At 59.5% G+C, this 21,898-nt stretch carries 19 protein-coding genes; 6 read left to right on the top strand and 13 right to left on the bottom strand.

Annotated elements, in window-relative coordinates; genetic code table 11:
• Window positions 1-61 precede the first annotated feature (61 nt).
• The 3 genes from APT89_RS10950 to APT89_RS10940 are packed head-to-tail and all read left to right on the top strand — an operon-like array spanning window position 62 to window position 4,837.
• A complete protein-coding gene (locus APT89_RS10950) occupies window positions 62-1,465 on the top strand; it encodes a TolC family outer membrane protein (protein ID WP_060572329.1) in 1,404 nt (467 codons plus the stop codon).
• Complete coding sequence (locus APT89_RS10945) at window positions 1,462-3,657, top strand: type I secretion system permease/ATPase (protein ID WP_028014148.1); 2,196 nt, start codon at window positions 1,462-1,464, stop codon at window positions 3,655-3,657. Before APT89_RS10950 ends, APT89_RS10945 begins: the two co-directional genes overlap by 4 nt.
• Before the next feature lie 10 nt (window positions 3,658-3,667).
• Window positions 3,668-4,837 (top strand): HlyD family efflux transporter periplasmic adaptor subunit, encoded by a 1,170-nt coding sequence (locus APT89_RS10940; protein ID WP_088204896.1) that lies wholly within the window; start codon window positions 3,668-3,670, stop codon window positions 4,835-4,837.
• A 152-nt stretch (window positions 4,838-4,989) separates the two neighbouring features.
• Here the strand turns inward: APT89_RS10940 and APT89_RS10935 are convergent, their stop codons facing one another.
• Window positions 4,990-5,709, bottom strand: a complete 720-nt coding sequence (locus APT89_RS10935) for an AraC family transcriptional regulator (protein WP_239689084.1) — start codon at window positions 5,707-5,709, stop codon at window positions 4,990-4,992.
• 94 nt (window positions 5,710-5,803) lie between these two features.
• Between APT89_RS10935 and APT89_RS10930 the strand changes: the two genes are divergently transcribed.
• On the top strand, window positions 5,804-6,223 hold the full coding sequence (locus APT89_RS10930) for a nuclear transport factor 2 family protein (RefSeq protein WP_060572327.1): 420 nt from the start codon (window positions 5,804-5,806) through the stop codon (window positions 6,221-6,223).
• A gap of 7 nt (window positions 6,224-6,230) precedes the next feature.
• Here APT89_RS10930 and APT89_RS10925 read toward each other — a convergent pair whose 3' ends face one another.
• Together APT89_RS10925 and APT89_RS10920 are read right to left on the bottom strand one after the other, a co-directional pair.
• On the bottom strand, window positions 6,231-7,412 hold the full coding sequence (locus APT89_RS10925) for an aminotransferase-like domain-containing protein (RefSeq protein WP_028014153.1): 1,182 nt from the start codon (window positions 7,410-7,412) through the stop codon (window positions 6,231-6,233).
• Between the two features lie 20 nt (window positions 7,413-7,432).
• A complete protein-coding gene (locus APT89_RS10920; RefSeq protein WP_045260881.1) occupies window positions 7,433-8,320 on the bottom strand; it encodes a LysR family transcriptional regulator in 888 nt (295 codons plus the stop codon).
• Window positions 8,321-8,417: 97 nt separating this feature from the next.
• Here APT89_RS10920 and APT89_RS10915 point away from each other — a divergent pair, with 97 nt between their 5' ends.
• A complete protein-coding gene (locus APT89_RS10915; protein WP_060572325.1) occupies window positions 8,418-9,020 on the top strand; it encodes a short chain dehydrogenase in 603 nt (200 codons plus the stop codon).
• Here APT89_RS10915 and APT89_RS10910 read toward each other — a convergent pair.
• The 5 genes from APT89_RS10910 to APT89_RS10890 all read right to left on the bottom strand — a co-directional run bounded on the left by APT89_RS10910 (window position 9,014) and on the right by APT89_RS10890 (window position 13,796).
• Window positions 9,014-9,748: a class I SAM-dependent methyltransferase gene (locus tag APT89_RS10910; RefSeq protein WP_041908558.1), complete on the bottom strand. Its 735-nt coding sequence runs from the start codon at window positions 9,746-9,748 to the stop codon at window positions 9,014-9,016. The genes APT89_RS10915 and APT89_RS10910 overlap by 7 nt on opposite strands.
• Window positions 9,749-9,822: 74 nt before the next feature.
• The gene (locus APT89_RS10905) at window positions 9,823-10,821 is read right to left on the bottom strand and encodes a transketolase family protein (protein WP_060572323.1); all 999 of its coding nucleotides are present in this window, start codon (window positions 10,819-10,821) and stop codon (window positions 9,823-9,825) included.
• Complete coding sequence (locus APT89_RS10900) at window positions 10,821-11,666, bottom strand: transketolase (RefSeq protein WP_048957980.1); 846 nt, start codon at window positions 11,664-11,666, stop codon at window positions 10,821-10,823. Before APT89_RS10900 ends, APT89_RS10905 begins: the two co-directional genes overlap by 1 nt.
• Before the next feature lie 12 nt (window positions 11,667-11,678).
• Entirely contained in the window at window positions 11,679-12,428 is a 750-nt protein-coding gene (locus APT89_RS10895; RefSeq protein ID WP_003862216.1) for an SDR family NAD(P)-dependent oxidoreductase, read from the bottom strand.
• Window positions 12,429-12,464: 36 nt separating this feature from the next.
• A complete protein-coding gene (locus APT89_RS10890) occupies window positions 12,465-13,796 on the bottom strand; it encodes an MFS transporter (RefSeq protein WP_060572321.1) in 1,332 nt (443 codons plus the stop codon).
• Between the two features lie 215 nt (window positions 13,797-14,011).
• Between APT89_RS10890 and APT89_RS10885 the strand changes: the two genes are divergently transcribed.
• On the top strand, window positions 14,012-14,932 hold the full coding sequence (locus tag APT89_RS10885; RefSeq protein ID WP_028014161.1) for a LysR substrate-binding domain-containing protein: 921 nt from the start codon (window positions 14,012-14,014) through the stop codon (window positions 14,930-14,932).
• Window positions 14,933-14,950: 18 nt separating this feature from the next.
• Here the strand turns inward: APT89_RS10885 and APT89_RS10880 are convergent, their stop codons facing one another.
• Genes APT89_RS10880 through fdrA form a run of 5 tightly spaced genes read right to left on the bottom strand, consistent with a single transcriptional unit; the run spans window position 14,951 to window position 21,803 of the window.
• Complete coding sequence (locus APT89_RS10880; RefSeq protein WP_060572318.1) at window positions 14,951-16,330, bottom strand: amidohydrolase family protein; 1,380 nt, start codon at window positions 16,328-16,330, stop codon at window positions 14,951-14,953.
• A gap of 1 nt (window position 16,331) precedes the next feature.
• Window positions 16,332-17,288: a carbamate kinase family protein gene (locus tag APT89_RS10875; protein WP_060572316.1), complete on the bottom strand. Its 957-nt coding sequence runs from the start codon at window positions 17,286-17,288 to the stop codon at window positions 16,332-16,334.
• The gene (locus APT89_RS10870) at window positions 17,285-18,835 is read right to left on the bottom strand and encodes a hypothetical protein (protein WP_060572314.1); all 1,551 of its coding nucleotides are present in this window, start codon (window positions 18,833-18,835) and stop codon (window positions 17,285-17,287) included. Before APT89_RS10870 ends, APT89_RS10875 begins: the two co-directional genes overlap by 4 nt.
• Before the next feature lie 11 nt (window positions 18,836-18,846).
• Window positions 18,847-20,262 carry a DUF1116 domain-containing protein gene (locus APT89_RS10865; RefSeq protein WP_060572311.1) on the bottom strand — a complete coding sequence of 472 codons (1,416 nt, stop codon included), beginning with the start codon at window positions 20,260-20,262 and terminating at the stop codon, window positions 18,847-18,849.
• Window positions 20,262-21,803, bottom strand: coding sequence for an acyl-CoA synthetase FdrA (gene fdrA / locus APT89_RS10860; protein ID WP_060572309.1), 1,542 nt, complete (start codon window positions 21,801-21,803; stop codon window positions 20,262-20,264). Before fdrA ends, APT89_RS10865 begins: the two co-directional genes overlap by 1 nt.
• Between the last annotated feature and the right edge of the window lie 95 nt (window positions 21,804-21,898).

The raw sequence follows: 21,898 nt of genomic DNA, 5'->3' as shown, positions 1-21,898 counted from the left end.
CCCGGGCGCACAGCGCCCGGGCATAAATAATAAAGCTGTACTTATTTATTAGGGACAAGACATGGGAATAAAGATGCCTTACTGGTGGCTCTCGTGCTGCCTGATATCTGTACCCGCCATCGCGGCAAACCCGGCGGCAACCATCAATACCGGACAGCTCCGCGAAACGCAGGAACTCCCCTCACTGAATGGCCGCGTCGCTCCGGTGGCAGGCAAAGCCGCTCCCGGTTCACTACAGCTTGGCGAGGCCGTTAATCGCGCTGTCACCTGGCACCCGGCGATCGCTGAAGCCGTGGGCAAACTCTACGAACAGAACGAAGAGGTCGACGTCGCCAAATCGAAATACTATCCGCAAATCAACGCCGGCATAGACAACGGGTATTCCCACGACGGCGACCAGAACGGCTTTACGCCGTCGCTGGTGCTCTCTCTTTCACAGATGCTCTACGACTTCGGCAAAGTGGCAAGCCAGGTGCGGGCCGAAAACGCCGGGGTCGCCCAGCAGCAGGCCAACGTGCTGGTCAGCATCGACACCATCGCCCACGATACCGCTATCGCCATGGTGCAGGTGCAAACCTGGCAGCAGATGGTCGACACCGCCAAAGAGCAGCTTGACGCCCTCTCATCAATAGGTACCCTGACCCGCCAGCGTAACGACGAAGGGGCCACCTCGCTCTCTGACGTGGTGCAGACCGACGCACGCATTGAAGGGGCGCGCGCCCAGTTGATGCAGTATCAGGCCAGCCTCGACAGCGCCCGCGCCACGCTGATGAGCTTTCTCGGCTGGAACAGCCTGAACGATATCAGCAATGACTTTCCGCAGAAGCTGGCCCGCAGCTGCGATATCGCTGAGCCGGACGATCGTCTGGTGCCTGCGGTCCTCGCCGCCTGGGCACAGGCGAACGTCGCTCAGGCTAACCTTGACTACGCCGACGCGCAGATGACGCCAACCGTCTCGCTGGAGCCGGAAGTCCGTCACTACCTGAACGATCGCTACGCGGGTAACGAAACGCGGGACCGTACCCAATATTCCGCCTGGGTGAAAGTCCAGATGCCGCTCTATCAGGGCGGCGGACTCACCGCCCGACGCAACGCCGCCGGTCACGCGGTGGAAGCGGCGCAGTCGACCATTCAGCGCACGCGCCTCGATGTCCGCCAGAAGCTGCTGGAGGCCCGCAGCCAGGTCATGAGCCTGCAAAGCACGCTGCAAATTCAGGGCCGCCAGGAGGCGCTCAGCGCCCGCACCCGCGAGCTCTACCAGCAGCAGTATCTCGATCTCGGCTCGCGCCCGCTGCTGGACGTGCTCAACGCCGAGCAGGAGGTCTATCAGGCGCGCTTTACCCAGCAGCAGACCCTCGGTCAGCTGCATCAGCTGCAGCTCAACTGCCTCTATAACACAGGGCAATTGCGTCATGCGTTCGATCTTGATAACCGCACCATCCAGACCGTGGAGATCCAGCCATGAAGCAACGCGACATCCCGCAGGGGGAAACGATGACGGATGAGGCGCTGGAGCAGTGGGCTCAGGCGTTTGGCTTTGTCGCCACGCGCTACCGCGTTGCCTGTTCGCCAGGCTCGCTCGTCGCGGGCGCGCCGTGGCTGAAAGGCAAACCGATGGTGCCCGCACTGACTCAGCTTGCCCGTGAAGCCGGGCTGACGTTCCAGCTGCTGACGGCCGATCAGCAGTCGATCAACAGCTGGCGTCTGCCGGTGGTGGTGGCGCTGAACGACGGAAAAATCGGCGTGATCGAGAATTTCGACGGAGAAGATACGCTCGAGGTCAGCTTTTTCGACGACAAGACATACACCAACCGCCTGTCGATGAGCGCAATGCTGCCCGCCATCCGCCACGTTATCGCCCTGCGTCCGCTGGCCGCGCTGAAAGACAGCCGCGTGGACGCCTACATCTCAAAGTACCGTCCGGACTGGCTCTACCGGCTGGTGATGCGCGACCTGCGCCCCTACAGCTGGGTGATGCTGGCGGCGCTGTTTATCAATGTGCTCTCCCTCTCCGGCATTGTCTTTTCCATGCAGGTGTATGACCGGGTGATCCCCGCCCAGTCCTACCCGACGCTCTACGTGCTGACCATCGGGGTGCTGATCGCCACCCTGTTTGGCTTTGTGCTGCGCGTTGCGCGCGGGCACATTATGGATCTGCTGGGCAAACGCTCGGATCTGCGCGTCTCGGATCGCGTGTTCGGCCACGCGTTACGGCTGCGCCACAGCGCCATTCCGCGTTCCACCGGCAGCTTTATCTCCCAGCTGCGCGAGCTGGAGCAGATCCGCGAGATGGTCACCTCTTCCACCATCTCGACGATTGTCGATCTGCCCTTCTTCTTCCTGTTTGTGGTGGTGCTGGCGATCATCGCGCCGCAGCTGGCGTGGATCGCCCCGGTAGCGGCGGTAATCATGGTCCTGCCGGGCCTGCTGCTGCAAAAGAAGCTGGCCGAGCTGGCGAAGCAGTCGGCGCATGAATCCACCCTGCGCAACGCGGTGCTGGTGGAGAGCGTACAGGGGCTGGAGGACATCAAGCTGATGCAGGCGGAGAACCGCTTTTTGCAGCAGTGGAACAGCTATATCCAGATCACCGCGGAATCCGGCCTGCGCACCCGCGAGCTGACGCAGAACCTGATCAGCTGGGGGATGACCGTCCAGAGCCTGGTTTACGCCGCCGTGATCGTGGTTGGCGCGCCGATGGTGATTGACGGCACGCTGACCACCGGCTCGGTGGTGGCCGCTTCGATGCTGGCCTCCCGGATGATCGCCCCGATGGCGACGCTGTGCGGCGTGCTCGCCCGCTGGCAGCAGGTTAAGGCCGCCAAAGAGGGGCTGGACAGTATTATGCAGCTTCCTACTGAAAATCAGCGTGAAGAGACGCCGATCCGCCAGGACGTGCTGCGCGGACACTATCTTTTCGAGCAGGCGCAGTTCCGCTATCAGCCGGAAGATCCGCGCATGGCGCTGCGCATTAACCGTCTTGAGATCAGGCCGGGCGAGAAAGTGGCGATCCTCGGGCGTAACGGCGCGGGCAAATCCACTCTCCTGCAGGCGATGGCGGGCGGCATGGATCTGGCGGCCGGCGAGTTGCGGCTCGACAACCTCAGCCTGCCGCATCTGGACGTGGCCGACGTGCGGCGAAACGTTGGCTTTATGACCCAGAACGCGCGGCTGTTTTACGGCACCCTGCGCGAGAACATCACCCTCGGCATGCCGCGCGCCACCGACGAAGAGATCTTCGAGGTGCTGGAGATGTGCGGCGCGGCCAGCTTTGTGCAGAAGCTGCCAAAGGGGCTGGACTACCCGATTATGGAGAACGGCGTGGGATTGTCCGGCGGGCAGCGGCAGTCGATTCTGCTGGCGCGGATGCTGCTGCGTGATCCGAATATCGTGCTGATGGACGAGCCGACCGCCTCCCTTGACGAACACACCGAGCGGGAATTTATCCAGCGCCTGGGGGCGTGGCTCGGCAACCGGACGCTGGTTGTCGCCACCCACCGCGTGCCGGTGCTGGAGCTGGTGGAGCGCGTGGTCGTGCTGAAAGATGGGATGCTGGTCATGGACGCGCCAAAAGCGCAGGCGCTGAACAACAGCCGCATGCAGCAACAGCAGCAGGCAGCAACCGGACGGGAGTGGAAAAATGAAAATCAGTCAGCGTGACGTAGCGGCGATGGACGATCTGGATAATGCGCTCGACTCCGAAAGCGGCTATACCGGCGCGCGGCGGATTGTGATCTTTTCGCTGCTGATGTTTGTGGCGCTGGGCGTCTGGGCGTGGTTTGGGATGCTGGATGAAGTCTCAACGGGAACCGGAAAAGTGATTCCCAGCTCGCGCGAGCAGGTGCTGCAGTCGCTGGACGGGGGGATCCTCACCGAGCTGAACGTTCACGAGGGCGATCAGGTGCAGGCCGGACAGGTGCTGGCGCGGCTGGATCCAACGCGTTCCGAATCGAACGTCGGCGAAAGCGCGGCGCGCTACCGCGCGTCGCTTGCCTCCAGCGCCCGTCTGTACGCCGAGGTGAACGATCTACCGCTGAAGTTCCCGCCTTCGCTGGAGAAATGGACCGAACTGACCGCCGCCGAAACGCGGCTCTACAATTCGCGCCGCGCGCAGCTGGAGGACACGCAGCGTGAACTGCGTTCAGCGTTAGATCTCGCAAACAAAGAGCTGGCGATCACCCAGCGGCTGGTAAAAACCGGCGCCGCCAGCCACGTGGAAGTGCTCCGCCTGCAGCGGCAGAAAAGCGATCTGGAGCTGAAGCTCACCGACGTGCGTTCCCAGTATTACGTTCAGGCGCGCGAGGCGCTATCCAAGGCCAACGCCGAGGTGGATATGGTCTCGGCGATCCTCAAAGGCCGCGAGGATTCCGTCACCCGCCTGACGGTAAAATCCCCGGTGCGCGGGATCGTGAAAAATATCAAAGTCACCACCATCGGCGGCGTCATACCGCCCAACGGCGAGCTGATGGAGATTGTGCCGGTGGACGATCATCTGCTGATTGAAACCCGCCTCTCGCCGCGCGATATCGCCTTTATCCACCCGAACCAGGAGGCGCTGGTGAAGATCACCGCCTACGATTACGCCATCTACGGCGGGCTGCACGGGGTGGTGGAGACTATATCCCCGGACACTATCCAGGACGAGGCCAAGCCGGAGGTGTTCTACTACCGCGTGTTTATCCGCACCAGCCAGGATTACCTGGTGAATAAGGCGGGCAGGCATTTCTCGATCGTGCCGGGGATGATTGCCACAGTGGACATTAAGACCGGGGAGAAAACGGTACTGGATTATCTGATCAAGCCGTTTAACCGGGCGAAGGAGGCGCTGAGGGAGCGATAGTCTTCGCCGGGCAGCGGCTACGATCTTCTCCCTCTCCCCAAAGGCTGAGGGTTCCCCACACATTAATGCTAGCACTGAACAATCCCCTCGCCCCTTTGGGGAGAGGGTTAGGGTGAGGGGAACATACGGCTGTGGTGGTCATTCCGTTCACTTTAGCCACCTTTAATCCCCCACTGCCCCGGCGTTTTACCGGTCCATGCTCTGAAAACCTCAATAAATGCGCTGACGCTGCTGTAGCCGCAGGACAGCGCAATCCATCCCACCGGCTTCCCCGCCGCCAGCCACTCTATTGCCTGCATGACGCGCGCCAGCTGCCGCCAGTTGACGAAGTTCATTCCCGTCTGGGCGCTAAATCGACGGTTAAACGTACGTACGCTCATCCCGGCATGGCTGGCATGGCTCTTGACCGTTTGATTATCATCGACACACTGCAGCAAGTGGCTGACCACGTTCTTCAGACGCGGATCCGTCGGTACGGGCAGATAAAAGCGCACCTGAGGCGTCAGGGCAAGCTCATCCAGCAGCAGGGTGAGCTTTCGCGGATCGTACTCGTTTTCTGCAACGCTTAAGCGGGAAAACAGTGCATGAGTGAGATCGTCGGGCTCGAACAGCGCGGGGGCATCGGGAAGCATTGCACAGCACGCAGGGTCAAGATAGATAGCGCAGCCTTCTATCGCGCTTTCAGAAAAGGCGGCGTGCTGCTGGCCCGGCGGGATCCAGCCAATATGGTTTGCCGGTACAACCGAACGCCCCTGTTGGGTCTCAATCACCAGCAGCCCCGTTGCAATACGCCAGAGTTGTCCGGTGGGATGGCTGTGCCACGCGGTGCGGTAACCGCCGGGATGGCGGAGCGTCTCTGTACCGATCATCATATCCTGGCCGAAAATCGTTATTCATCGACGTATTACAGAAACTGCGCCGTCGACTGTCAAGGATAATGGTGGCTCAACTACACAAGGAGCCAACATGAGCATCATCACAACCCTGATAGCCCAGCCTGACAATACCCTACAGCGCGAAAAAATGGCGTGCCTGTTAAGCCGCTTGTTCAAAGGCGAATTAGATCCCGCAGAGGTGTTCACGCCCGATTACCAGCAGTACACGGATGGTCACGCGCTTGATTATCGGGGTTTTGTGCAGCACCTGAACCACGTCCGCTCGCAGATCCGCGCGATCGCATTCAGGGTAGAAGAGCTGGCCTGTCACGAGAATCTTTTAGCAGACCGGCACTGGGCTACGGTGACATATCCAGATGGTCGCCAGGCGGAATTAGAGGTGTATATGTTTGCCGCGTTGCGGGAGGGGAAAATTTGTCGGATCCATGAAGTTACGCAGGCGATCGGCGGTCATGCATCTGACCGCGCGCTCGCCCACGCCACACAATAAGCCCCGGTTACAGGGAGATCTTCAGGCGTCGAACCGCTTCTTTAAGCTGCTCATCCGTTGGGGTGACGAATGACATGCGCAGCGTTGTCTGGTCCGGTTCGTTGCAGTAGAAGAACTCGCCCGGTACAAACACCACGCCGTTGCTTAAGGTTTTTTCCAGCCATTTCGTCGTATTCATGCCGTTGTTCATTTTTGCCCACAGGAACATCCCGCCCTTCGGCTTGTGGAACGACATCACATCGCCCAGCTCGGCTTCCAGTTCCGTTGCAAACGTCTGGTATTTCTGGCGATAGGCCTCGCGGATCATTTTAATCTGGTTCGCCAGACGCCCGGTTTTCAGGTACTCGTAGGTCATCAGCTGGGACAGCGTGCTGGTGTGCAGATCGGTGGTTTGCTTGAGGTTCACCACCGCGCGCTTCAGCCATTCCGGCACCAGCACCCAGCCCACGCGGGTGCCCGGCGCGAGGATTTTGGAGAAGGTTGAGGTGTATACCACGTTATCCTCATTGCCGATATCTTTCGCATGGGCAATCAGCGGGCGGAACACGTCGTCGGTGTAGTTAATTTCGCTGTATGGATCGTCTTCGATAATCACGAAATCATAGCGCTTTGATAATTCCACCAGCTGTTTACGGCGCGCTTCGGAAAGCGTTACGCCGCCAGGGTTACCAAAGGTTGGAACGATATAAACCGCCTTGATGGTTTTCTTCGCCACCAACGCTTCAAGTTCATCGACCTTCATGCCGTCGCCGTCGGTGCCGACGGATTCAAAATTCGCCTGTGCCAGGCCAAAGACCTGCAGCGCGGCGAGATAGGTAGGACGTTCAACGACAACCGTATCGCCCGGATTAATTAACGCACGCGCCAGCACGTCCAGAGATTGTTGAGAGCCGGAAGTAATGACCACGTCATCGGCCTTACAGGCGATGCCGCGCCCCTCGCAGATGCGTTTAATTTCTTCGCGCAGCCCCGGTACGCCTTCCGTCAGGCCATACTGGAACGCCTCGCCAAAATTCTGTGACAACACGGCATCGGCGGCAATTTTAAGCCCTTCACGATCGAACAGGTCCGGATTGGGAATACCGCCGCCCAGCGAAATCACGCCCGCCATTTTGCTATGTTTTAATAATTCACGGATGGCAGATGATTGCAGGCCCTGCGCGCTGCTGGCGAGTTTGTTTGCAGACATTCTTTGATTACCTTCTTTTTTTATATTGTGCCCAATCTTAGCAGAATATGAGCAATAAATTCCGTTAGCTTAGGGAGGGGACGCAAATCCTGACGCCACAGTAAATGTACCGGCCTCGGCGCGGGCGTGAACGGCTCCAGCACGCGCACCAGCCTGCCGCTTGCCAGCTCTTCCGCCACCAGCACTTCCGGTTGCAGCAGCAGCCCTGCCCCGGCTCGCGCCGCCATGCGTAAGCCGTAGCCGTCGTTGCATCTTAAGATCGCATCACGCTTCCAGCGCACCTCCCCTTCCGCACCCGGCAGCCGCCACTCGTTGCGCGCGGTCCACACCGTGTGCGACAGGCACAGATGATCCACCAGATCGGCGGGCGTCTGCGGCGTGCCGTGTCGCGCCAGATAATCCGGCGCGGCGCAGATCACCATGTTGTAGGGACACAGATATTTCGCCACCAGATCGTCATTGCGGATATCGCCAATGCGAATGGCCAGATCGACCCCCTCTTCCACCAGATCGACCATCCGGTTGGTGAGATCCAGTTCGATACGCACTTCCGGGTAGCGCTGCAAAAATGTGGCCGTCAGAGGGGCGATCGCGCAGCCGCCAAACGACGTGGGGGCGGTGACGCGCAGGGTGCCGGCGGGCGCCGCGCGCAGCCGTTCAACCGCGCTTTCGGCAATCGAGACCTGCTCCAGCACGCGCCTGGCCTCTTCGAAATAAACGCGTCCGGCGTCGGTCAGGCTCTGGCGACGGGTATTGCGCTCCAGCAGCCGCGTGCCGAGCTGAGATTCGAGCAGCGCAATATATTTCCCGACCATCACCGCCGACATCTCCAGCCGCGCCGCCGCGCCGGTGAAGCTGCCGCTCTCTACCACCGCGATAAACGTCTCCATGCCGCGAAGCTTATCCATATTCCAAACCCCTGGTTAGCAATCATCTAACTTTAGCCCAGTTTATCTGACTTTTTATTTATTAAAGAATGAGGGCTCACAACATGAGGAGTCGGATATGAAAATCGTCATTATTGGTGCCAGCGGTACGGTCGGTCGTGCCGTAACCGAAGAGTTAAGCCGTCGTCACGAGGTCATCCGCGTGGGTCGCACGCGGGGCGACTACCAGGTGGATATCACCTCGCAGGCGAGCGTGCAGGCGCTGTTTGAGAAAATCGGCCCGGTGGATGCGATTGTCTCCGCCAGCGGTGGTCTCTACTTTGGCCCGCTCGCGACCATGAAGGACAGCGACTTCAACCAGGGCCTGCAGGACAAGCTGGTCGGGCAGGTGCGTCTGGCGCTGACCGGCCAGCATTATCTGAACGAAGGCGGCTCGATTACGCTGATAAGCGGGATTGTGGCGCAAGAGCCGATTGCGCAGGGCGTGAACGCCACCACGGTCAATGCGGCGCTGGAAGGGTTTGTCCGCGCCGCAGCCTGCGAACTGCCGCGCGGGATCCGCATTAACCTGATTAGCCCAACGGTATTGACGGAATCCGCCGAAGCGTATGACGGGTTCTTCCCCGGCTTTGAAAGCGTTCCCGCCGCGACCGTGGCCCAGGCCTACCGCCGCAGCGTGGAAGGGGTGCAGAGCGGGCGGGTGTATAAGGTAGGTTACTGAGCCTTACGGGCGGACATCAGCACCAGCATCGGGCGCTCAGCCTCTTCGGACAATGCAGGCCAGGCGTCAATCTGCGCCTGCGTTGGTCCCCACTCATTGACTTCACTTATCGTTAACCCGGCCTTTATCAGCGCGTTAAGCGTGGTGCCCAGCGTGCGGTGGTATTTAATCACTCCATCCGCCAGCCAGTTGCTGACGCGCTGGCTTTCATCCTGATAATGGTTCACGCCCCAGAACCGCTCGCCGCTGTCGTCGGTCAGCCAGCCCTGACGGGTGGCGCAGGTGTAAATCGGGTGCTCCATCGAGAAGACCAGGCTGCCACCCGGTTTTAGCGCGCGCTGAACGTTGGCGAATAGCGTGTCCAGTTCCGGCAGGTAGTGCAGCGCCAGCGAGCTGTAGACCAGATCGAGACTGTTTTCGCGAAGCTGAAGAGATTCCAGATCGCTACGCTGATAGTGAATCTGCGGGTCATTCGTCAGTTCAGCCGCGCGGGCAAGCATTTTTTCTGAGATATCGACGCCCGTAACGTCGCTAGCGCCCAGCGCGCGCGCCGCGCGGCAGAACCAGCCGTAACCGCAGCCGAGATCGATAACCGCTTTGCCGGTTAAATCAGGCAGCATTGCCTTGAGCGCAGGCCACTCAGGCGCACCGTCCAGCCCGTGCACCGAGCGCGGAAGCTGAGCGTAGCCTTCAAAAAACGCCGGGTTGTCGTAGATGTTTTGTGCCATGACGGACTCCTTTATTGCAACAGAGGCGAGGGTAAAGCACCCCTCGCCCGTTGGCAACGTATCCGTCTGATAAATCACAGCCTGCGCCGGATTTTCTCCACCATGGCTGTGGTTGAGATCCCGTAGCGGTCATGGAGGGTTGGCAACGCGCCCGCATCAAGGAACGCGTCCGGCAGCGCGACGGTATCGAAATCCACGTTCACGCGGTTGCGCATCAACAGCGACGCGACGGCTTCGCACAACCCGCCTACGCTGCTGTGGTTTTCCGCCACGATGACCAGCCGTCCCGGCTTCGCGGCCTGCGCCAGGATCGTCTCTTCGTCCAGCGGCTTAATGGTGGGCGAGTGCAGCACCGCCACGCTGACGTTATCCTTACGCAGCTGCTTCGCCGCCTCCAGCGCACGCATGGTCATCAGGCCTGAGGCGACGATCAGGACATCGCTCCCCTCTTCCAGCAGCGCAGCTTTGCCAATCTTAAAATGGTAGTTGTACTGGTCCAGCACCACCGGTACCTTGCCGCGCAGCAGGCGCATATAGACAGGGCCATCGTGCGCTGCCATCGCCGGCACCGCCTGTTCCGTGTCGATTGCGTCACAGGGATCGATAATCGTCATGCCCGGAATACCGCGCATAATCGCAATATCTTCCGTCGCCTGGTGGCTCGGCCCGTAACCGGTGGTTAGCCCCGGCAGCGCCGCGCTGATCTTCACGTTCAGGTGCTCTTCAGCAATCACCTGATGGATAAAGTCGTAGGCGCGGCGGGTAGCGAAGACGGCATAGGTTGTGGCGAAAGGAATAAAGCCCTCTTTCGCCATACCGCCCGCGGCCCCCATTAACAGCTGTTCGGCCATGCCCATCTGGAAGAAGCGTTCCGGGTAGGCCTGGGCAAAAATGTGTAGATCGGTGTACTTCGACAGATCCGCCGTCATGCCGACGATCTCCGGTCGCTGTTCCGCCAGCTTTACCAGCGCGTGGCCGAACGGTGCGGCGCGCGTCTCCTGGCCCTCTTCCGCGATAGAGGCAATCATCGCCGACGTGGTTAAACGCGGTTTTTTCTCCGTGGTCTGGCTCATTACAGCACTCCTTCAGGTTTGTTGGCATCCAGCACGGCGAGTGCCTTTTGCCACTCGTCAGCATCCACGCGAATAAAATGGTTCTTGTCACGCTTTTCGAGGAACGGCACGCCCTTGCCCATCAGCGTGTCGCACAAAATGACGCGCGGCTGGTTTTCCGGGTAGCGTTTGGCGTTATCAAACGCCGTCACCAGCGCAGGAACATCGTTGCCGTTCACGCGCTGCACGTACCAGCCGAAGGAGGTCCATTTATCCTCCAGCGGCTCAAAGCCGAGGATCGCGTGCGAGTTGCCATCCGCCTGCTGGCGGTTAATGTCCACCAGCACGATCAGGTTCGACAGGCCGTGATGTGCCGCCGACATCGCCGCTTCCCAGGTTGACCCTTCGTCCAGCTCGCCGTCCGACATGGAGTTAACGACCCATGCCGCGCTCTGCTTGTGCTTCAGCCCCAGCGCCATGCCAACGCCAATGCTTAAGCCCTGACCCAGCGAACCGCCGGAGATCTCCATACCTGGCGTGTAGGTTGCCATACCGGACATCGGCAGGCGGCTGTCGTCCGCACCGTAGGTCTCCAGCTCCTCTTCAGGAACGATCCCGGCTTCAATCAGGGCCGCATAACAGGCAATGGCGTAATGGCCGTGGGAGAGCAGAAAACGGTCACGCCCTTCCCACTCCGGCTCGCCCGGCTTAAGGTTCATTCCGTGGGTAAACGCGGTGGCCAGCACATCGGCATAGCCCAGCGCCTGCCCGATGTAGCCCTGCCCCTGCACTTCGCCCATGCGCAGCGCGTAGCGGCGAATGCGCCAGGCCGCGGCGGCAACCTGTTGAACTGTGGTATCCGTCATCGTCGTATCTCCTTAATGGATCAGCATCCCGCCGTTCACGTCGAGCGTGATACCGGTGGAGTAAGAAGAGAGGTCGCTGCCGAGGAACAGCGCGGCACGGGCAATATCCTGCGCGTCTCCGAGGCGGTTAAGCGGAATGCCCGCCAGAATGGACGTTTTCATCTCATCGCTCAGCTTGCCTGCGGTGATGTCCGTCTGGATAAGACCCGGCGTGATGCAGTTTACGCGCACATTGTCGGGTCCCAGCTCACGCGCCATGGCTTTTGCCAGTCCCAGCACACCCGCTTTTGCAGCGCTGTAGTGTGGGCCGCCGAAGATGCCGCCGCCGCGCTGGGCCGATACCGATGAAATGCAGACGATGCTGCCCGACTTTTGCGCGCGCATAGTGGGAATAACCGCCTGGGACATTAGCAGCGTACCGCGCAGGCTGACGTCAAGCACCGCATCGTAATTTTCGCGTTTGATATCCATCAGCTTGATCGGCTGAGTAATGCCTGCGTTATTCACCAGAATATCGATGCGCCCGTATTTCCCTAGCACCTGCTCAATGGCGGCATTAACCTGTAATTCATTGCTGACGTTCGCCGCAAGGCCCAGATGTTCGTCGCCCAGACTCGCGGCGGCAGCCCGGCTGGCTTCAGCGTTTAAATCGATAATCACCACTTTCGCACCCTGTTCGGCATATAATTTCGCCGTAGCGAAACCCAAACCGCGTACGGAAGCCGCGCCGGTAATAACGGCGACTTTATTTTTCAGTAGCATATATTTACTCCATTCGGACAAGAGATATTTAATGATTTATTTCGGTTCTTCCAGCAGCATAATCATAATTAAGCCAATGGCTGCGCAAATACCGAAACAAATAAACACGGAATTAAAACTACCTGTTTTATCCAGCAGATAACCTGCCAGCATCGGGGAAACAAATCCGCCGAGATTACCGCCGCTATTGATGATGGATGCGGCAATGGGATAGGTTTTACTGTCCGCAACAGCCATGCCATAAGCTGTAAAAGCGGGCCAGCCAATATTCAGACAGAGACCGACAAAAAATAGTCCGACGCAAACCGCCACGGTGCTTTGCGGAATATTCAGCATAATGACCATCATTAAAACGGTGCTGATGGCGGTAAACATCATGGTCGGTTTACGTCGGCGGCCGAGCAGTTTGTCGGAGACGTAGCCGCCAAAAATCGCACCGATAAATCCACCGATGCACGGCATGCTGGCGACCAGCCCCATGCTCATAAACGTAAAGCCTTTCTCTTTCACCAGATAGAGCGGGATCCACGTCAACAGTCCGTACAGCACGCTGACCATCATAAAATAGGCCAGGCAGTCGCCGAGAATATTCTTCGAGGTAAACAGCCCTTTCACCGTGCTTACCGGGGCTAACTCCCGCACGCGGATCAGCCGATCGAGGCGTGCAAAGCCCGGTGAAATCACGATGTTTTCACGTCTGGCGTCCGGCGTCTCCTGACCGGCGGTAATGGTCTCCAGCTCCGCTTTAGAGACGAATGCGCTCTCGGACGGCTTCGTGCGTACCAGCAGATACCACAGGACGGCAATGACCAATCCTGGGATCGCAAAGGAGAAGAAGACCCAGCGCCAGCCCCAGGTCATGGCGATCCACACGGCCAGCGGCGGCACGAGGATGGGCGCGAACATGGTGGCGGCGATGTAGACGCCCGTGGCCGTGGCCTTCTCCTTTGGCGGAAACCAGTTATTGATGGTGGAGGCCAGCCCGACCGGGCACGGCCCCTCTGTTAACCCCAGCCCCAGGCGGATACACTTCAGGCCCAGAACCGAGGTTGCGGTGCCCATCAGCCAGGTAAAGGCAGAGAAGCCGAATATCGACAGTGCCACCATGCCGCGAATTCCCTTTTTGGCAATAAAAAAGCCCGCAGGAATTTGGCTCAGGGCGTATCCCAAAAAAAACATGCTGGCGATGGCACCGGCTTCGAAATTATTGATATGAAATTCGTCAATGATAAACGGCAGTACCGCACCAATATTTGTTCGGTCAGCATAGTTAATGGCATAAACAATAAAAATTAATGCCAGCACAACGAAACGGTAATTGGTTTTTTTAGTCTTTATGTAGGGGACAGCTTGTTCTATACGAGACATAACTTACCTCATTATTCGAACACCGTGAGTCGTTTTATTATTGCGTTCAACGTCAATATATCGGCTCACCCATGAAACGCCATTCAATAAAGCTCATTTATTGCTGAGATAAATTTGATTCGCGATACAGCTCAAAAAAATAACATCGGGATAAAATTGCCCGCTCGCAGTCTCAATGTTATGTTTTTTATCAATTATCGTGTAAGGAGTAGGCCATGTCCGCGCAGGATCGCCAGACGTTATCGCTGCCCTCGCTCAGAAATTTGCAGGCGTTTATCGCCGTTGCTAACGCCCTGAGCATCCATCAGGCGGCGGAACAGCTCAACGTCACGCCTTCGGCGGTAAGCCACCAGATTGCGTCGCTGGAATCGTGGCTGGGCAAGAAATTATTTATCCGCAGCGGCAAAGGGGTTCAACTCACCCCGACGGGAGAAAAATATCTGCGGGAGGTCTCGGCGGCGATGAGCGCCATTGGGCGCGCCACCGATCAGATCGTGAAAGAAAAAGACAATGCTGTGCTTCGCGTGCACTCTTCCCCCACCTTCGGACTGTCATGGCTGTTGCGCCGTCTGGGCAGATTCCGCGCCGAATATCCTGATATCACCATCAATCTCACCTGCTCCTATGAGAACCTGCAGTTCGCCAGAGATAATATCGACATTGATATCCGTCATGGTATTCCGGACTGGGATGCTTACCGGGTGATGACCATTAAAAACGACACGCTGGTAGTATTGGCCTCGCCGGGCTATGCAGAAGAGCATCCCATCAGCACGCCCGCCGATCTGCTGCAACAGTCGCTTATCTCCTCCACCAGCACTCTGGTGAACTGGGAAAAATGGTTCGCCTGGCACAATATCGACAGGCCCTGGCTCAATTTCAGCCTCAGCTTCGACCGTTCCTACATGAGCTTTGAAGCGGCGCGCATGGGGCTGGGGTTTATTCTGGAGAGCAAAATGATGGCTACCGATCACCTGAAGGATGGCTCGCTAGTACAGGTGCTGCCGGATGAGATGGGAATCGCCATTAACGCGCATCATCTGGTGATGCCGCACATGAACGAACGCGCGTGGAAGATCCAGCAGTTCGTCGAGTGGATTGATCGGGAGTTGCGATTGTCGGGGTATCACCTGTAGCGATACCCCATCGTGGCTTCAGGCGACCGTGCCCCAGACGAGATTCCCCTTGTGGAACGTCGCGGTGCGCGGAGAAATGCGCGCCACCGCCTCGGCGGAACAGGAGGCGTCCACCAGCACAAAGCTGGCGTCGTCCTGCGCTTTCGGCCATACGCGTTCACCTTTATCGTTCAGCGGCAGCACGTCGCCGGTGGCGATGCCGAGCGCGCGGGAGAGCGTCTGCTCGTTCGGGCGAATATAGAGCTGGGCGTACAGATTAGCTTTCTCCAGCATGTCCCCCAGACCGTACGGCGACCAGTGGTCGATCACGCTGTCGGTGCCGGTCATAACAAACACGCCCTTCTCCCGCAGCTGCTTCAGCGGCATGTGCAGGGTGCCAATCGGCACGGTGGAGGCGATGGTCACCTGCTGCGCCGCCATGCGGGTGGCAATCTCATCCACCTGCTGCTCGTTGAGCGTCGCCAGCGCGAAGGCGTGGCTGATGGTCAGCTTCCCCTTCAGCTCCGGCGTTTTCTCCACGGTTTCCACCATGTAGTTCACCGCCGCCACGCCCGCCGGGCTGGTTTCATGGAGGTGAATATCCACCCCTTTGTCGTAATCCAGCGCAATCTGGAACATGGTATCGAGCGATTTCTCCATCGCGCCGTCAACGCTGGTTGGGTCCAGCCCGCCTACGTAGTGCGCCCCCGCCTGCATCGCCTCGCGCATCAGCTTTTCAGCGTTGGAGAGCAGCAGGCCGTGCTGCGGGAAGGCAACGATTTCGCAGTCAAAACCTGCGCTGCGGCGCGCCAGCACCGCCTGCAAATTTTCCAGGTTTTTCAGGCCGGAAACCGGCTCAATATTGCAGTGGCTGCGGGCGATAGTGGACCCTTTAGACTGGATCAGGTCGATCAGCTTTTCGGCGCGTTCTTGCGTGTAGGGCTGTAACTCCGGCAGCAGCTTCTGCTCCAGGCGGATCATGTCCTGAATGGTGGTGCCCGCCGGACGGTTCAGGGAGCGCCACGGGCCGCCGTAGAAGGTTTTATCCAGGTGAATGTGCATGTCGCGCATCGCCGGAAGCATCAGCTTTTTACCCGCGTCGTAGTGCGGCAGGGTCGCGTCGGCGTGGCTGCCGTTGTCGCGCAGGGCGACAATTTTCCCGTCTTTAATCTCCAGCGTTTTCAGCTCGGTGCGGGTGCTCGTCGCCACGCTGCCGTCGACGTTGAACCCGGCCTCCAGCAGCACGTTGTCCAGATAGTAATGTTTTGCAGTGATGTTCATCGGTTTCCCCGTCTCGCAGGTTGCCTTTGCAGTGTCGGCAGCATACGCGACGGAGCCGGTGGCGCCAAACAGCGCGCAGGCGGTGACCATTTTGCCGCTCTGGCTGATAAACTCGCGGCGGCTTTTGTTTTCACTCATCTTATCTTCCTTCATTAACAATGTGGGTACCCGTTTCACCGCGCAGCGCCGCGGGAAGGCGGTCCGGCGAGGTGATGATCACCCGCCTGCCGCCGTGGCGTAAAAATGCCAGCGAGGCGACGATTTTGGGCAGCATGCTGCCCGCCGGGAAGTGGCCTTCGTCCATGTAGCGCGTCATCTGCGCCACGCTGACGGTGTCCAGCGCCTGCTGGTCTGGCTTGCCGAAGTTAACGTAGACTTTCTCCACGCCGGTGGTTATCACCAGCACGTCGGCGCAAATCTCACGGGCCAGCAGCGCGGTGGAGAGATCTTTATCGATAACCGCATCCACGCTCTGATAATCCCCCTGCTCGCTGCGCACCACGGGAATGCCTCCGCCGCCCGCGCCGATGACCACAAAACCTTTCTGCGTTAGCGCCTTAATCGCATCCGCCTCGACGATGCGCAGCGGCTGGGGCGAGGCCACCACGCGGCGATAGCCCCGGCCTGAATCCTCGACAAAATGCCAGTCCGGGTGCGCGAGCTGCAGTTCGTCGCGCTGCGCCTCGCTGAAGAACGCGCCGATCGGTTTTGTCGGGTGCGTAAAGCCGGGATCGTTTTTATCCACCTCCACCTGAGTGACGACCGTGACCGCCTTTTGCTCGCCACGCGCCGCCAGGCGGTTGTTGAGCGCCTGCTGGATCAGGTAGCCGATACCGCCCTGGGTATCCGCCACGCAGTTTGCCAGCGGGGTCAGCGGCAGCCCTTCCCGCTCGTGGGCGATCTCGGCGCGGCGCAGATCCAGCCCCACCTGCGGGCCGTTGCCGTGGGTGAGGACGATGTCATAGTCGGAGGCCAGCATTTCAAGCACCGACTCGGCCACCGCTTTGACCGCCTGCGCCTGATGTTCAACCGACTGGCTGGCGTTGTCTTTGATAATGCTGTTGCCGCCAATGGCGACGACCATGAGCTCTTTCATACGTTTTCCTTCGCAACAGTAACTTCAGCGCTCGCAACTTCGCGGCTGTCGAGGAAATGCTTCACCACAAACATGCCGCCCATCATCAGATACGCGGTGACGAACATCAGCGAACTGCCTTCGGCAAAGCCCACGACCGGAGCGTGGATCACCCCGAACAGCGCCAGCAGCGCCCCGCCCGCCGCAGCCACGGCACCGCGCAGCGGTTTGTTGATGATGGCGAAAATGGCGATACAGCCCCACAGCATGCTGGCGAGCGGCGCACCGTTGCCGAGGTGCATCAGCCCCTCGTAGTAGATCCCTTTGCTGTGCAGCACGTCGGTGCCAATTTTCGCCGCGCTGGTTCCCGCCGCGCTCATCACGCTGTTCATCATGGTCAGCGCCCAGTTAGCGATCCACGGGAACAGGCAGATAAAGATGACGGGCACCTCCACTTTCGGCGTTTCCCGCACCACCTGGTTGGCGGTGACGACGCCGATAAACACCAGAATCGGCACGATAGCGGTCATCGGTATGATGGCGAGCATAAAAGCCCCCAGCCCGAACAGCGGCACGATGAACATGGTCACGCCGGACGCCAGCGTGTAGCCGATGCTCGCCCCCATCGCCTTCCAGCCGGGATGGCCCACGTAGACCGTGACCGGGAACGGGTTGCCCATCAGGCAGCCGAGCATGGAAGCCAGGCCGTTCGCCAGCATCACCCTGCGGGTCGGGTACTCATCCCCCGCCGCGTGGGCGCTTTCGATGTTCTCCAGGTCAAAGATGTAGTTCGCCAGACCCAGCGGTACGGCGGACGCCAGATAAGGCAGCGCGTGCGGCAGGCCCTGCATAAAGCTGTCCACGTGCACTTCCGGCGGGTTAAAGCCGAAGGATGACATGGACGCCTTAATGGCATCCGGGCTTTGCAGTCCGGAAATCCACGCCAGCGCCGTTCCGGCAATCAGCAGCAGCAGGCCGGTCGGGATTTTGGCGAAAATCGGCTTTTTACCGAACCAGTTAATGAAGATCAGCAGCAGAACGATGAACGACACGGTGGGCGCTTCGAACGCCTGCAACATCGGGTTCATCGCCAGCAGCAGCAGGCCAAGACCGGACAGGCACGACAGCAGCACGGTACGCGGGATCATCTTGCGAATGGTCTCACCCAGGAACGAGCCGCCCGCGAGGATCATTGCTTCCACAAAGCACCACACCAGGCCAATCTGAATCGCGAAATCCGCATCGCCGGTTTGCTGGTAGACGGGCATCAGGACCAGGAAGGTCACGGTAAAAATCGAGGGTGCGCTCGGGCCGGACGGCAGCGCGGTGACGTCCGTACGTCCGGTGGCGCGCGCCATTTGCAGACCAAACCATGTGTAGCATAAGCTCGCTACCAGCACCGCCAGCCCGAAGGCCGGCGCGATGCGTCCATAAACAATCTCCTTCGGGATGCCGACGACAAAAATGAGCAGCCCCATCATGGTCAGTAAATTAGTCAGGTTGTTGGTCATCAACCCGAAATAGGCCGCCCAGTCACCTCTTTTCCACTCCAGTTTCATGTTTTTCATGGATGCATACCTTATAGAACGTAGCGATCGCGGAAGGTCAACAGCGCCTTTTCAAAACAGCTAAACGGCGGGTGAACGATGCCCGCTCCAATCATGCCGATGCCCGCGTCTTTGTGGGCAATGGCGGTGTTGATCACCGGCAGAATGCCGCTGCCCGCCACTCTGGTGATGTCGATGGCGGTTGGAATGCCCATAAACGACTGCAGCGGAATGGTGACGTTCGGGTTCTCGCCGAGGGTGATTTCGCGCATCTGGCGCGAGAAGTCGATGGCTTCCTCCACCGTGCCACCCACCAGCGCAACGATGGCCGGTGCCGTCGCCATCGCAAAGCCGCCGATGCCGTAGGTTTCGGTGATGGCGCTGTCGCCAATATCCAGTCCGGAGTCTTCCGGCTTATAGCCTGCGAACATCGGGCCAATCACCTGCTGCGCCGGACCGGTAAACCACTGCCCCGGCAGGCCGGAAACGCGCAGGCCGAACTCGTAGCCGTTGCGCGCCATGGTGGTAACCACGGTGCTATATTCAATGCCGTGAGCGGCATCCAGCGCGGCTTTACACATCGCCATCCACGTCGGGCCGGAGAAGTAGTCGCTGCTGGCGACAAACTCGAACACCTCACGCTGCTGCTCCACCGGATAGCCCGCCTGAATCAGCCCCGGCGTCAGCGCCTGAATAAGAAGCGTGGTGCCGGCGTTGTTGCGGTTGTGGCACTCGTCGCCCATGTGCAGCGCCTGGGCCAGCATCAGGCGCAGGTCGATTTCGCCGATGATATTCATCGCGTCGCGCAGCATCGGGCCGAGCACGTCGCGCATCCAGTTCAGACGGTCGATCACGCTCTGGTCGTTAGCCCCCATGCGCAGGATCTTCGCCATCTGCTCGCTGAGGTTGGTGAAGGCGCGGTTGCCGTAGGTTTTGTTCTCAACAATGTGCATAAACATTGACGCGGAGGTGACGCCCGCCATGGAGCCCACGCAGTCGTGCTCGTGGCACGGCGAGAAGGTGATCTCGCCTGAAGCCGCCAGCCTTGCGGCATCCTCCAGATCCGTCGCCAGCCCTTCAAATACCAGTGCACCGGTAACCGCGCCCTTCATCGCCCCGCACATGTTTTCCCAGGCGACGGGCGGACCGGCGTGCAGAATGGTGGTGCGGGTCATGCCCGGCACTACGTTAATTGCCTGGTCATAGCCCACCAGCACCGGGTGAGACTGGATGATGCGCTCAAGGGCGATTTTGTTCGCGGCGGCGATCTTCTCCGCCAGCGGTTTCTCTGCCAGCTGGTCGAGCGCTTCTACCACCTGCATGTTGCCCTGCCCCGGCGGCGTCCAGTCGAGCTGGGTCACGGGAACGTGCTGCTTTTTGAGGTCGTCGCTGAACATCGCAATGCCGACGTTAATGACGTTAAGCGGCTGGTTGAATAAAGTGGTCATTATGCGTTCTCCCCTTTGCAAACAAATTCGCGTGCCAGTAATCCGGTGTTGGTGCTGCTGCTGGCCCAGATGACGCCTGCGTCGGTCAGCCGCTGGCACTGCTGCGCCAGCGACTGCGGCTCCTGGTCGGTGCCGAGCACGTAGCCGAGGATCTCCAGCGGACGGTTATCGGCCTTCGCGATCGCCTGTGCCTCTTTGATCGCGTCGATCATCACCCCCACCGGATCCTCGTGCGCGCCGAAGCCGAGCACGAAGTCCATCACGATGACGCCCACCTGCGGATCGCGAGCCTCCTGTAGCAGGCGGCTGATGCGGTTGGTCGGGTCGATCATCGGGTGCGGTTTGCCGTTGGTGAAGTCGTCGTCACCGAAGTCCAGGAAGGTGTGGGCCTGGCTGACGCTGATGTCCTTCAGGCGCTTAGCCGGATCCGGCTGGATATTGCTCCAGACATCGTCGAACTTCTCCAGCGCGGCAAACATCGCCTCGTCGCACAGGGTGCCGCCGCAGAACAGGCCGCGAATGTACTTCTGCTGTGGGGTCAGGCGGGCGCGCACCTCTTCAATCAAAGGCCAGTTGAGCGGATGCAGATCCAGGGACTCTTTTTTAATGCCGGTAAGCAGCACCGCCTTCAGCGCCGCTTCTTTGGTGCCACGCGCAAACTGCAGGCCGTCTTCATCGGCGGGCGGTTCGCTGCGGCCAAGGAAGCAAACAACCACCGGCTTGCGGCAGGCTCTGGCGCGGGCCAGCACCTTTTCTGCCACCGCTGGCGCAGGCGGCTTGGAGATGAGCGCAATCACCTGAGTGCCCTCATCCGCCTCAAGCATGTCGATGGCGTCGAGCATCATCAGGCCGCCGATTTTTTCGCTGAGATCGCGCCCGCCGGTGCCGATCAGCTGCGACACGCCGCCGCCGAACTCATGAATGCGCACGCTCAGCTCCTGGCTGCCGGTGCCGGAGGCGCCAACAATCCCAATCGGCCCGCGACGTACCGCGTTGGCGAAGCACAGCCCCGCACCGTTGATGATGGCGGTCCCGCAGTCTGGCCCCATCATCAGCAGCCCTTTCTCATGCGCCAGCTGCTTCAGCGCCAGCTCGTCGTCGAGCGACACGTTATCGGAAAACAGCATCACGTTAAGATCGTTTTCCAGCGCCTGACGCGCTTCGCGGGCGGCAAAGGTGCCGTTGACGGAAATGACCGCCAGGTTGCTGTCCGGGCGATGAGTTTTGGCGCTGGCAATCGTCGCGTAGCGTGCTTCATGGGTGCCGCTGCTCGCTTTATGGGTAAATAAAGCTTCTATTTCCGCCAGCGTTTCATCGTTCGCCGCGTCGCCTTTAATCACGATCATCAGGTCGCCATTTTTGGCTTCCGCTAATTCCGGCGTGAGCAGCCCGAGATTTTTCAGAACGCCTTTATTCATTTCCGTCGCCATTGCCACAAACGCCTGTTCGACGCCCGGCAATTTATTGGCTTTGGTGGAAACCGACATTAAGGAAACCGAATCGAAATACGTGTTCTTTTTTATGACGATTTTGGTTGGCATTGTTTTCTCCTGAATAAGGATAAAAGGGGGCCGCCGTCGCGCAGAATGCACGTCGGTAAAAATACTGTTTGAATTAACGGCCAGCCGGACGTGGC

The sequence above is a fragment of the Enterobacter sp. 50588862 genome (genome assembly GCF_001462935.1).
GTDB classification, from domain to species: domain Bacteria; phylum Pseudomonadota; class Gammaproteobacteria; order Enterobacterales; family Enterobacteriaceae; genus Enterobacter; species Enterobacter bugandensis.
The sequence above is the reverse complement of the archived record's forward strand: the minus strand, read 5'-3'. Positions and strand labels throughout refer to the sequence as shown.

Excerpts from the sequence above, each read along its gene's own strand:
- APT89_RS10950 (WP_060572329.1), top strand. The coding sequence starts at position 62 with ATGGGAATAAAGATGCCTTACTGGTGGCTCTCGTGCTGCCTGATATCT.
- APT89_RS10945 (WP_028014148.1), top strand. The coding sequence starts at position 1,462 with ATGAAGCAACGCGACATCCCGCAGGGGGAAACGATGACGGATGAGGCG.
- APT89_RS10940 (WP_088204896.1), top strand. The coding sequence starts at position 3,668 with ATGGACGATCTGGATAATGCGCTCGACTCCGAAAGCGGCTATACCGGC.
- APT89_RS10935 (WP_239689084.1), bottom strand. The coding sequence starts at position 5,709 with ATGATGATCGGTACAGAGACGCTCCGCCATCCCGGCGGTTACCGCACC.
- APT89_RS10930 (WP_060572327.1), top strand. The coding sequence starts at position 5,804 with ATGAGCATCATCACAACCCTGATAGCCCAGCCTGACAATACCCTACAG.
- APT89_RS10925 (WP_028014153.1), bottom strand. The coding sequence starts at position 7,412 with ATGTCTGCAAACAAACTCGCCAGCAGCGCGCAGGGCCTGCAATCATCT.
- APT89_RS10920 (WP_045260881.1), bottom strand. The coding sequence starts at position 8,320 with ATGGATAAGCTTCGCGGCATGGAGACGTTTATCGCGGTGGTAGAGAGC.
- APT89_RS10915 (WP_060572325.1), top strand. The coding sequence starts at position 8,418 with ATGAAAATCGTCATTATTGGTGCCAGCGGTACGGTCGGTCGTGCCGTA.
- APT89_RS10910 (WP_041908558.1), bottom strand. The coding sequence starts at position 9,748 with ATGGCACAAAACATCTACGACAACCCGGCGTTTTTTGAAGGCTACGCT.
- APT89_RS10905 (WP_060572323.1), bottom strand. The coding sequence starts at position 10,821 with ATGAGCCAGACCACGGAGAAAAAACCGCGTTTAACCACGTCGGCGATG.
- APT89_RS10900 (WP_048957980.1), bottom strand. The coding sequence starts at position 11,666 with ATGACGGATACCACAGTTCAACAGGTTGCCGCCGCGGCCTGGCGCATT.
- APT89_RS10895 (WP_003862216.1), bottom strand. The coding sequence starts at position 12,428 with ATGCTACTGAAAAATAAAGTCGCCGTTATTACCGGCGCGGCTTCCGTA.
- APT89_RS10890 (WP_060572321.1), bottom strand. The coding sequence starts at position 13,796 with ATGTCTCGTATAGAACAAGCTGTCCCCTACATAAAGACTAAAAAAACC.
- APT89_RS10885 (WP_028014161.1), top strand. The coding sequence starts at position 14,012 with ATGTCCGCGCAGGATCGCCAGACGTTATCGCTGCCCTCGCTCAGAAAT.
- APT89_RS10880 (WP_060572318.1), bottom strand. The coding sequence starts at position 16,330 with ATGAGTGAAAACAAAAGCCGCCGCGAGTTTATCAGCCAGAGCGGCAAA.
- APT89_RS10875 (WP_060572316.1), bottom strand. The coding sequence starts at position 17,288 with ATGAAAGAGCTCATGGTCGTCGCCATTGGCGGCAACAGCATTATCAAA.
- APT89_RS10870 (WP_060572314.1), bottom strand. The coding sequence starts at position 18,835 with ATGAAAAACATGAAACTGGAGTGGAAAAGAGGTGACTGGGCGGCCTAT.
- APT89_RS10865 (WP_060572311.1), bottom strand. The coding sequence starts at position 20,262 with ATGACCACTTTATTCAACCAGCCGCTTAACGTCATTAACGTCGGCATT.
- fdrA (WP_060572309.1), bottom strand. The coding sequence starts at position 21,803 with ATGCCAACCAAAATCGTCATAAAAAAGAACACGTATTTCGATTCGGTT.